This is a genomic window from Nonomuraea sp. NPDC050404 (assembly GCF_040655495.1).
In the GTDB taxonomy this organism is placed as follows: domain Bacteria; phylum Actinomycetota; class Actinomycetes; order Streptosporangiales; family Streptosporangiaceae; genus Nonomuraea.
The window spans coordinates 1-9,053 of sequence record NZ_JBFAKB010000069.1 but is presented as its reverse complement, the minus strand read 5'-3'; the positions used below and the strand labels follow the sequence as shown (position 1 = coordinate 9,053).

The 9,053-nt window shown below is 65.2% G+C and carries 6 protein-coding genes and 1 pseudogene; all 7 read left to right on the top strand.

Features of this window, described 5'->3' with window-relative positions:
- Nucleotides 1-236: 236 nt before the first annotated feature.
- Nucleotides 237-771: pseudogene (locus tag AB0I81_RS63590) on the top strand (ISAzo13 family transposase); the annotation flags it as partial.
- 579 nt (nt 772-1,350) lie between these two features.
- Complete coding sequence (locus tag AB0I81_RS63585; RefSeq protein ID WP_360680541.1) at nt 1,351-3,072, top strand: hypothetical protein; 1,722 nt, start codon at nt 1,351-1,353, stop codon at nt 3,070-3,072.
- A gap of 74 nt (nt 3,073-3,146) precedes the next feature.
- Nucleotides 3,147-4,430, top strand: coding sequence for a hypothetical protein (locus AB0I81_RS63580; RefSeq protein WP_360680539.1), 1,284 nt, complete (start codon nt 3,147-3,149; stop codon nt 4,428-4,430).
- 1,351 nt (nt 4,431-5,781) lie between these two features.
- The gene (locus tag AB0I81_RS63575; protein WP_360680537.1) at nt 5,782-6,453 is read left to right on the top strand and encodes a site-specific integrase; all 672 of its coding nucleotides are present in this window, start codon (nt 5,782-5,784) and stop codon (nt 6,451-6,453) included.
- Nucleotides 6,454-6,972: 519 nt separating this feature from the next.
- A complete protein-coding gene (locus AB0I81_RS63570) occupies nt 6,973-7,503 on the top strand; it encodes a hypothetical protein (RefSeq protein WP_360680534.1) in 531 nt (176 codons plus the stop codon).
- A gap of 80 nt (nt 7,504-7,583) precedes the next feature.
- Nucleotides 7,584-8,339 carry a YcnI family protein gene (locus AB0I81_RS63565; protein WP_360680531.1) on the top strand — a complete coding sequence of 252 codons (756 nt, stop codon included), beginning with the start codon at nt 7,584-7,586 and terminating at the stop codon, nt 8,337-8,339.
- On the top strand, nt 8,336-9,053 hold a 718-nt coding region (locus AB0I81_RS63560), incomplete at its 3' end, for a copper resistance CopC family protein (RefSeq protein WP_360680529.1). The genes AB0I81_RS63565 and AB0I81_RS63560, both read left to right, overlap by 4 nt.

Below are 9,053 nucleotides of genomic sequence, written 5' to 3'. Positions count from 1 at the left end.
CTACCAGGAGCTTCTTGCTGTTACCGGTCGAACCACGGCATCGCGATCATGCTGTGACCAGGGCACTCGCCGCGGAGCCTGAAAAAGGTTCAGTGACTCAGGGCAGTCACCCAGAGCCCATCCGCAGTAGGAAGCAACGATGCCGCGTTGCTCTAGGACTTGCAGAGAAATAGTTCGTAGCATCCCGGGTTCGCAACCGATGGTCTGGTACAAGCGTGTCAGCGGAGACCGTGGAGATGCTAACGGCGAAGCGTGAGGCGATCTTGCCGCATCTGGACGAGCGGCAACGCCAACTGCTGCGCTCGGCGCCGAGGTGCGCGCGCACTGGGGCATGGTGGGATCCGGGCGGTAATCCAGGCGGCGGGTATTCGCGAGGCCACGACGTCACGGGGCGTGGATGGGCTGGAGGCGGGTACCGAGCCGTTGGGACGGGTGCGTCGGCCAGGCCGAGGGCATAAACGACTGTTGGATAACGACTCCGAGTTACAGGCCATGCTGCCGGCCCTGGTGGAGCCGGACGAGCGCGGGGATTCGGCCTCGCCGCTGCGCTGGACGACCAAGTCGACCCGCAAGCTGGCCGGTGAGTTCACTCGGCAGGGACACCGGGTGTCGGCCGACACCGTTGCGAGCATCCTGGGCGGTGAGAGGTTCAGCCTGTGGGCCAATGCCAAGACGCCGGAGGGCGGCAGGCACCCGAATCGCGATGCGCAGTTCCGCTACCTCAATGAGCAGGTCCGCACGCATCGCGATGCCGGGCAGCCGCTGCTCAACCCCTACAAGATCATCCAGGGTACGGTCAAAGCGCTTGACGGCAACTTCCAAGTGATCGTGATGAAGCACGCGGACCTGGACGACGAACCCTTGCGAAGCTCGGGCGAGGCACGTTGGAGGCACAGTAACGGCCGGGCTCTCGTGCCCCAAAATTGGATCGCCGAAGACATCAATGGTGTCTGACAGATCCGCGGCTGCGTGACGAAGGTCGTGGAGCCGTGCCGGTGGAAGGCCGCTGGCCAGTACGAGCTGCCCGAACGTTCGTGTCAGGTAGTCCGATGCTACAGAGTGCGCCAGAGGTGGCACGAGGGGGCGCTGTACAGCACGAGGGGGCGCAGTACAGTACGTAGCCAGGGTCGTGCTCGCCCTCCGAGGCTCCATATTTGTCGGAGCTCGGGCGTAGCATGATTGCATCTGGAGGCGCCTGCGGGCGGTATCCGTCTCGCATCGCTGTTGAGGCCACAGCTGCGAACGGAGGCACGACCCAGGTATCGACGACGCCAAGGCCTCAAACCTCCTTGGAATGTAGATCTCTCCCGTGTTCGAACCAGCCCGAACTATCCATGTGGAAGGGTGGCCATGGCGATCGAGTGGAAGCATCTGGAGCAGAAGCGGTTCGACCGCATCGTGGAATCAATTATTCACCGCATGTACTCCGGAACTGCCACTGTGGAAGTCCTGGACGGGCGAGGCGGCGATGGCGGACGCGACATCGTGGTCACCCAGGGATCTCGCCTCCGAATCTTCCAGCTCAAGTTCTTTCCCGAGGGTTTCCCCAAGGAGAACCGTTCCCGGCGACGTCAGATCAAAGACTCCTTCGTGCGAGCTATGGCGTACAGCCCCTACGAGTGGACGCTGGTTGTTCCATGCAACCTCACCCCCAGCGAGCAGGAGTTCATCGACGAGCTGGTAGCCGGCCATGACGTTCGAGTGTCCGTGATGGGCCGCGTGGAGCTCGACGCAAAGATGATCGACCTGCCTGATCTGGAGTCTTACTATCAGCGCGATCTCCTCATCGAGGATGCCAAGATCCTAAACCACGAGCGGACGCTACTTCTTGGCGGCCCTGGAGACCTGGATAGACGAGTCATCAATCTCGGCAAAGTTGTGGATCAGTGCGATGAGGACTGGACGTTCAACTTCTCTCGCAAGGGCGATAAGGTCTTTCGCACTCTTCGAGCCAAACATCCGCGCGCACATGTCACCAGCCCCGTCCATATCACTGTGGAACACTCCCTAATCGAGGATTCGGAGCTCAGCCGGCAGATACAGCGAACCTTCGGTTACGGAACCGACGAGAAGGTCGTGTTGCCTGCGGAGATCGTGGAGCGACTGACCGTCAAGGGGCCCGAATGGCTGAGTGAGACGGTGGAGCACGTTGATGTAGAGCTGCTACCGAACACGGCGACCGGGGACCAGGAAGTCCTTATAGAGCTTAGGATCCTGGACGACAACAGCGACCTCCTAGCTTCGCACCATGGAAGGCTCCAACACGGCAACGCAGGTTATGAGGGGCGCTGCCTTAAGGCCACCTTCCACAACGTGGCCAAGTTGACCATTCTTCTTCCCTACGATGAAGAGCAGTCGAGCAGTCTCTCCTACGAATACCAGGTGGACGGGGCGAGCCCAGCGGACCTGCTCCGCGCGATGCGGCTCATCAAGCAGCTGCACCAGAAGTGCACAGGAGAGATCTACCTCAACGGGCAGCGCCTGGGCGTGATTGGGCTGAAGGCTAAGGACCACTCTCACGAGGCTCGCGCTCACCTGGAGGAGGTTCGCCGATGTGAGCAACTGGCCGAGGATCTGGATATTGTCCAACGCCACTGTGACAACTTCTTCCCGGTGCCGGCCCAACTGTCCGGTGTCGAGCGAGCCGCTCTCCGCATGGCGCGGTTACTGGTCGACGGCAAGTGTGCCATCCACCCGATGGCACGGACCTTGACGGCTGCCCTTACGGGTTCCGATGGCAAGGAGCTCCGCCTCATCCTCTCGGGGAAGCCTCAGAGTATCCGCGTGGATCTATCCGGATGTGTGATGGAAATCGCTGGTCACGAACTCGTAATCGGCGATGTGATGCTGTTCCACACGCGTGTCATCGCCGTGAACGCCGATCAAGTAACAAAGGCACTCGACTCTAGGTCAGCCGAGAACAGCGTCCTCAAGCTCCAGCCGGAAGGTGACGAGCACTTCCACGCTTTCATACCTGCCAAGTGGCCCAGCGATTCGATGCCAGTGGTCCCCACTCCCTGGGGTCTCCCCGAGCTGAAGGAACCCGGAGCTCAACGAGCCTCCGCCGCATAGGCACAGACCAGTTTCTTCCGCGGTCTCCATCATCAGACCGCCACCACCGGACGATCAAGGAGAAGCGGCCCAGGATGCTCGCCCCCGTACCCCCAGCCGAACACAACCCGCAGCCGCAGATCTCGGCCATCACGCGCCGTGACATCTTCGATCAGCTTCGAAGCACGAGGGAACCTTGGCACGGCCGCCTGGACGAGATCACTTTCCTGGAGGGCCTCTACAACCTGGACACCTTGCCATCCGATGATTCTCGGTACACCTCGGCGCGCGGGGACATCGCTCAGCACCGGATCAACAACCTCGACTGGGACGACGACTGGATCTTCGAGGATCCCCGACTCCAGCTCCTCCACGGGCCGGATGAGGTCCTTTTCGCATTTCTGGCCCGTCTGGTCCATCCCGAAGTGCAACCCGACACCGACCGGGCAACTCGCACGGTAGACGCGTTGAATCGACTCCTGGCACCGGACGGCTGGGCTCTGCGAGCGCGTGAGTTCTTGTCTGGTCGACCTATCTATAGGCCGGCCAGGACCGAGAGAATCGCGGGTCCCGTCATTCCCTTGCCGCTCCTGGACGAGGACGCCAGCAAACTCGACCTCGTTCTCGGCCAGGTCCACTATCTGCTCGACGAAGAAGGCCACAGCCTTGCTCGTGATCTCCTGCGCGAAGCGACTCTCACCCTTCGCCGGGATGGCGGCTTCTACCATCCAACTCCCGGCGACAACTGGAGATCGAATACATACGAGGCGGTTCTCATCATAGGCCCTACGCTTGCCGCCGAATTCACCCCCGCAGTGCTCGATCCGATATGGGAGCACCTGCGTGGAGTGCTGCGGCAGCTCGGACGTGAGGACGTCATGTCACTGGTAGTCGAGGAGGCTCGCCCTCAGTTGCCACCCGTGTCGCAAGACTGGCGGCAACTGGCCGCCACCCCCGCTCCTAGCAATCAGGCACGACGCGAGAGAAAGGCCGGTGAGGGCTATCCGACCATGGATGAGCTTGTCTTCGGCAGCAGGGCCGAGCTCGTCGTCTACCAGGTGCTGACTGAGATCCAGCGTGACAGCCAGCCGAAGCAGTCCATCGCAATCCTGCCGCTCCCCTCCGCCAAGCTCCGGGATACGAGCGTTCGTAGCCCTGACTTTGTAGTGATCGGCAACGGCCGCGCGGTCGTCATCGAAGTCGACGGCCCACATCACTACGGCGTGACTCGGAAAGCCGACGACGAGGATCGTGACCGGCACTGGATGCGCTGTGGCACGTCTACGATCCGCATCGCGCATCAACACACTGAGGATCCGGTCACTTTGAAGGAGCGTCTCAGGGAAGACCTCCAACGGACGCTGCTCCCACCCCGCTGAAATCACCGGGGCGGTTCCTCTACTGAGCGAACTTTGGGTTGCGCCTGCAGACACATCCTGCACGTCAAGCAGGCTGCGCATCGCTTCCGCAGCGATGCAAAGCATCCTGACAGCAGGTCGCACATCGCCTACCCATGGCTGCTCGGTGGTTGCTCATCCGCGTTCGGCCGCAGTGAGGGTCGAAGCCTCGTCACGGCACATGGCTGTATCGAGAAAGGAACAAACGGCACATAATGGTGATAGTCAAGAACACATGGTTGCTCGGCGGTTGCTCGCGTGTACGCAATACAGCACGGCATCCGTCATCACTTCCCGACACGACGGCGGGAAGAATCCCGTCCACAGCGATAGAAAACGTCACTCCGCGACACTGAGCGGCACCGAGGGAACCGACTCATAATCCGTGGGTCGTGGGTTCAAGTCCCACCCGCCCTACCGATAACACCGCAGGTCAAAGGCCTGTTTCGGGCGATGCTCGCGGGTCGCTGATGATCACATCAAGATCATGTTCCCCCGATGTTCCCGCATCTCGCCATGCAGCAGTCGACGTTCGATCACCTTCGCGCGTCCCCGCCACCCACCAGCCCCGGCGTCCGTCACCATGCCACCAGCACGTCAGAAGAGGGGCACAGGTAGCGAGAGTAATAGAACGCACGGCCAAGAACGGCGCGAAGTCCTGGCTGGTCAAATGGCGCATCGGAGGCGGCAGGAACCACAAGGAAGACTTCGAGACCTGCTACGACAGCCAAGTCGCCGACGACTTCGCCTCACTGGTCACGCACAGCGGCGAAAACCGCCCGCACGGCTACCCCAAGGGCTGCCATGGCATCGAAGACCCCAACTACGACCCCACACACGACCCTGACATGCCGAGCTTCGAACACTACGCCCGCCACAACTACGCCACCCGCCTCGGCGCCTCCCCCACCCAACGCGCCACCTACCTCGCCGAAGCCGAACGCCACATCTTCCCCCGCTTCGGCCACCTGCCACTCGACCAGGTCACCCGCCGCGTACTACGCGAATGGGTCAAATGGATGCTCACCAAACCCTCCGCCGGCAACCAACACCAACCCCGCGCCACTCTGTCTGACGAACAAGCCGCACGACGATGGGCACGAGCGAACAACATCGCGGTGAAGACGACCGGCCGCCTCTCCCCCGAGACGCTGTGCCAGTGGCGAGAGGCAGGCTCGCCACATCCTGCACCGCTGGGCGCGGGGACGCTGTCGGCCGCCACGGTGGCGAAGGTGTACCGGGGAGCAATCAAACCCGTCTTCCAAGCAGCCCTCCACCAAGGCGAAGACGGCGAACCCCGCTCCTCACCTCCTCCCCCTGGACCGGCTTCCACTTGCCAACCGCGCCGATCACCACCCGAGCCGTCCTCTACGGCCCCGAAGTCGCCCTCTACCTCACAGTCGTCCACGACATCAACCCCGACACCGCCCTGTTCATCATCACCGAAATGGCCACCGGCCTGCGCTGGGGCGAAACCGCCGGCCTCCACGTCACCCACCTCGACCCCGCAGGCCGCCAACTCCACATCGTCCAGACCTACGCCTACCTGCTCGACGAGACCACCGGCCGCCGCCGATGGCAGATCAAGCCCTACCCCAAAGGCAAGAAACAGCGCATCGTCCCCATCAGCCCAGACCTCGCAGCCCTACTTACCCGGCACGTAGAAGGGTGCCACGCCGACCAACTGCTCTTCCGGAGCCGTACCGGCACCTACATCGACTACAACAACCAGCGCAACCGCACCCTCCAACCAGCACTCACCCTCGCCCGCGAACGCGGCCTGGGCAAACACATCACCCCACACGCCCTCCGCCACACCATGATCACCATGCTCCGCGACGGCGGCGTCGCCCCCGGCATCATGCAACTCATCGCCGGCCACGCCACCTACCAGACAACCGCTACCTACGCCGACCAGCACACACCCGCCCAACGCACCCTCATCCTCAACGCCGTCCAACCCGTCATCACCGGAGCCAGCGCGCTGTTCGACTCGAAGGCCTGACTGTCAAGATCAACGGCCCTCGGATGAAAAGTCCGTAGAGGCGACAGCTGCCCCGAACGACTTCTTCCTGGGGTTGCGGGCCGAGACGGCCAGCACTCCGCCGTTCCTGGCTTTCTTGCTCGGGTTGTGCGGGTGGCGCGGCTAACGCCACAGCCGCCGGCGATCTCTTCAGGCCGGAGACGGGCCGCCAGTTCCAGAAGCTCTTCGTCGGTTGGCCTGCGCTCCACCACCCGTCGATTCCGGTGTTGGAAGTCTTTCGGGGGTTGGCCGTTGACCGCGGGGAGGCGTTGGCGGGATCAATCCCCGCCCAGCACCGGCAAGTACGAAGCCGCCCCCTGGTTCGCCGGGACCCCGCACGATGCTCTCGACCTGGTCTGCGAAAGCCAGCACCACTAAGCATGGCACCCGTCCGACCTGAGCTGCGGATCCCCCACCTACGCCCGTGACGGACCTGGACAGAACCGGCTTGCGGTCGCAGTTTGGCGGGCGGCCGGGCGGAGCCGTTGCTAGGCTCCGGCCATGAAGTCCACGAAGCGGACGATGCGCGGCCTGCGCTCGGCCCTGGTGGCATTCAGCACCATCGTGATCGCGGTCGCCGCCCACCGCGCCGACCACGGGACGACCCCGCCCTTGCTGGCCCTGGTCGCCGTGGTCCTGGTGGCCTGGGGCGTCGCCTACGCGCTGGCGGGCCGCAGGGTCACCCGGTGGGAGTTGCTGTTCCTGCTCGGCGCCGCCCAGTTCGGCATCCACGGTCTCAGCGTCTACCTGGCTGATCCCGTTCACCCGGGCGTCGGCGACGTCTCGTCGCCGATGGTCCTCACGCACGGCGCGGCCACTGTGCTCACCGCGCTTGTGCTGGAGCACGGCGAGCGGATGTGGTGGGGCCTGCTCTCCCTGCTCGGCGCCCGGTACTGCGCCGTCCGTGCCCGCGACCTCCCGCCACTGGTGCGACGGCCTGTCCCGGTCGTCTCCCGCGCCGTCCCCACGCTGACCCGGCTGTGCGCCGGCCCTGTCGGGATGCGCGCACCGCCCCTCCTCGCCCGGATCTGAAGCAACAGCGGGGACGAGAGGCCCCGCTTCCCCCCGCGACCGGACAGTACGGTCGTGATCTGTCTAGAGGAGAACCCCCCATGAGCTCTGCCCTGCGTGCCACCCTGCGCACTGCCGCCCGCACCGTCGCCGTCGGCACGGCCGCCCTCGGGCTGGTCCTGCTCGGCGCGGGTACGGCATCGGCCCACGTCACCGTCACCCCTTCCACCACCGCGGCCGGCAGCTACACCGTGCTGACCTTCTCCGTCCCGCACGGCTGCGACGGGTCGGCCACCACCTCGGTCGCCCTCGCGATGCCCGAGGAGATCATCGCGGCCACCCCGACGGTCAACCCGGGCTGGGAGGTCGAGAAGAAGATGGAGAAACTCGCCACGCCGGTCGACGACGGCCACGGCGGTCAGTACACCGAGCGGGTCGACCAGGTCGTCTACACCGCCAAGGCCCCGCTGCCCGACGATCTGCGCGACACGTTCGAGCTGTCGCTGAAGCTGCCGGAGAAGGAAGGCGCCAAGCTCGTCTTCCCGGCGGTCCAGAAGTGCGAGAAGGGCGAGACGCCCTGGACCGAGGTCGCCGCGGACGGCGCCGAAGAGCCGGAGCACCCGGCCCCGTACATCGTGCTGACCGCCGCCGAAAAGGCCGAGGACGGCGCGGCCACACCGGCCGAGACCACGATGTCGGCCGCCCCGGCAGCCGATGCCTCGGGCACGGCCCCCGGCTCGGCCGCGTCGTCCGGCTCGGGCGGCCCGGGTGTCGTCGGCTGGGCCGGCCTGGTGCTGGGCGCGATCGGCGCGGCCTCGGGCGTGACCGCGCTGGTGCGCGGCAGGAAGACCTCTTGACCCGTCCGGTCCGCCGCACGACGTCCGGGTGGGGGCGGCCGGCGGCCGCTCCCATCTGGGCTGTCCTGCTCCTGGCCGCCCTGGTGCTCCTGTTTCCGGGTACGGCCGACGCCCACGCCGTGCTGAAGTACACCGACCCCAAGGACGGCCAGGTCCTCGCCCAGGCGCCGCGCACGGTCTCGGCCGTCTTCAACGAGGCGATCACCCTTGCTCCGAAGGGGAACCAGCTGCTCGACTCGGAGGGCCGTCCCGTCCCCGCCGACGTCCGCTCGGTGAACGACACCGTCGTCTATACCCCGTCGTCGACCCTCGCCGAGGGCACCTACATCGTCAGCTGGCGGGTCATCTCCGCCGACACCCACCCGGTCAGCGGTGGCATCAGCTTCTCCGTCGGCAGGCCCAGCGCGGGCTCCGTCGCTGTCCCGGACCAGGTGGCCGTCCGCGAGGTGAACGTGCTCCGGATCGGCGCCGAGGTGCTGCGGTACGGCGGGGTACTCGGGTTCGCGGGACTGACCGCCTTCGGCCTGTTCATCGCCGAGCCGAGCGTGCGCAGGTCCGCGGCGTTCGCCCGGAGGGTCGGGCGCACCCGTGACGCGCTGGCCGCGGCGGCGGTGCTCGGCGCCGCGGCCCTGGTCCCGCTGGTCAAGCTCTGGCAGGACGGCGCGGGCGTCGGCGACCTGTTCTCCGCCTCGCTGTGGCCCGCGGCGTTGTCGG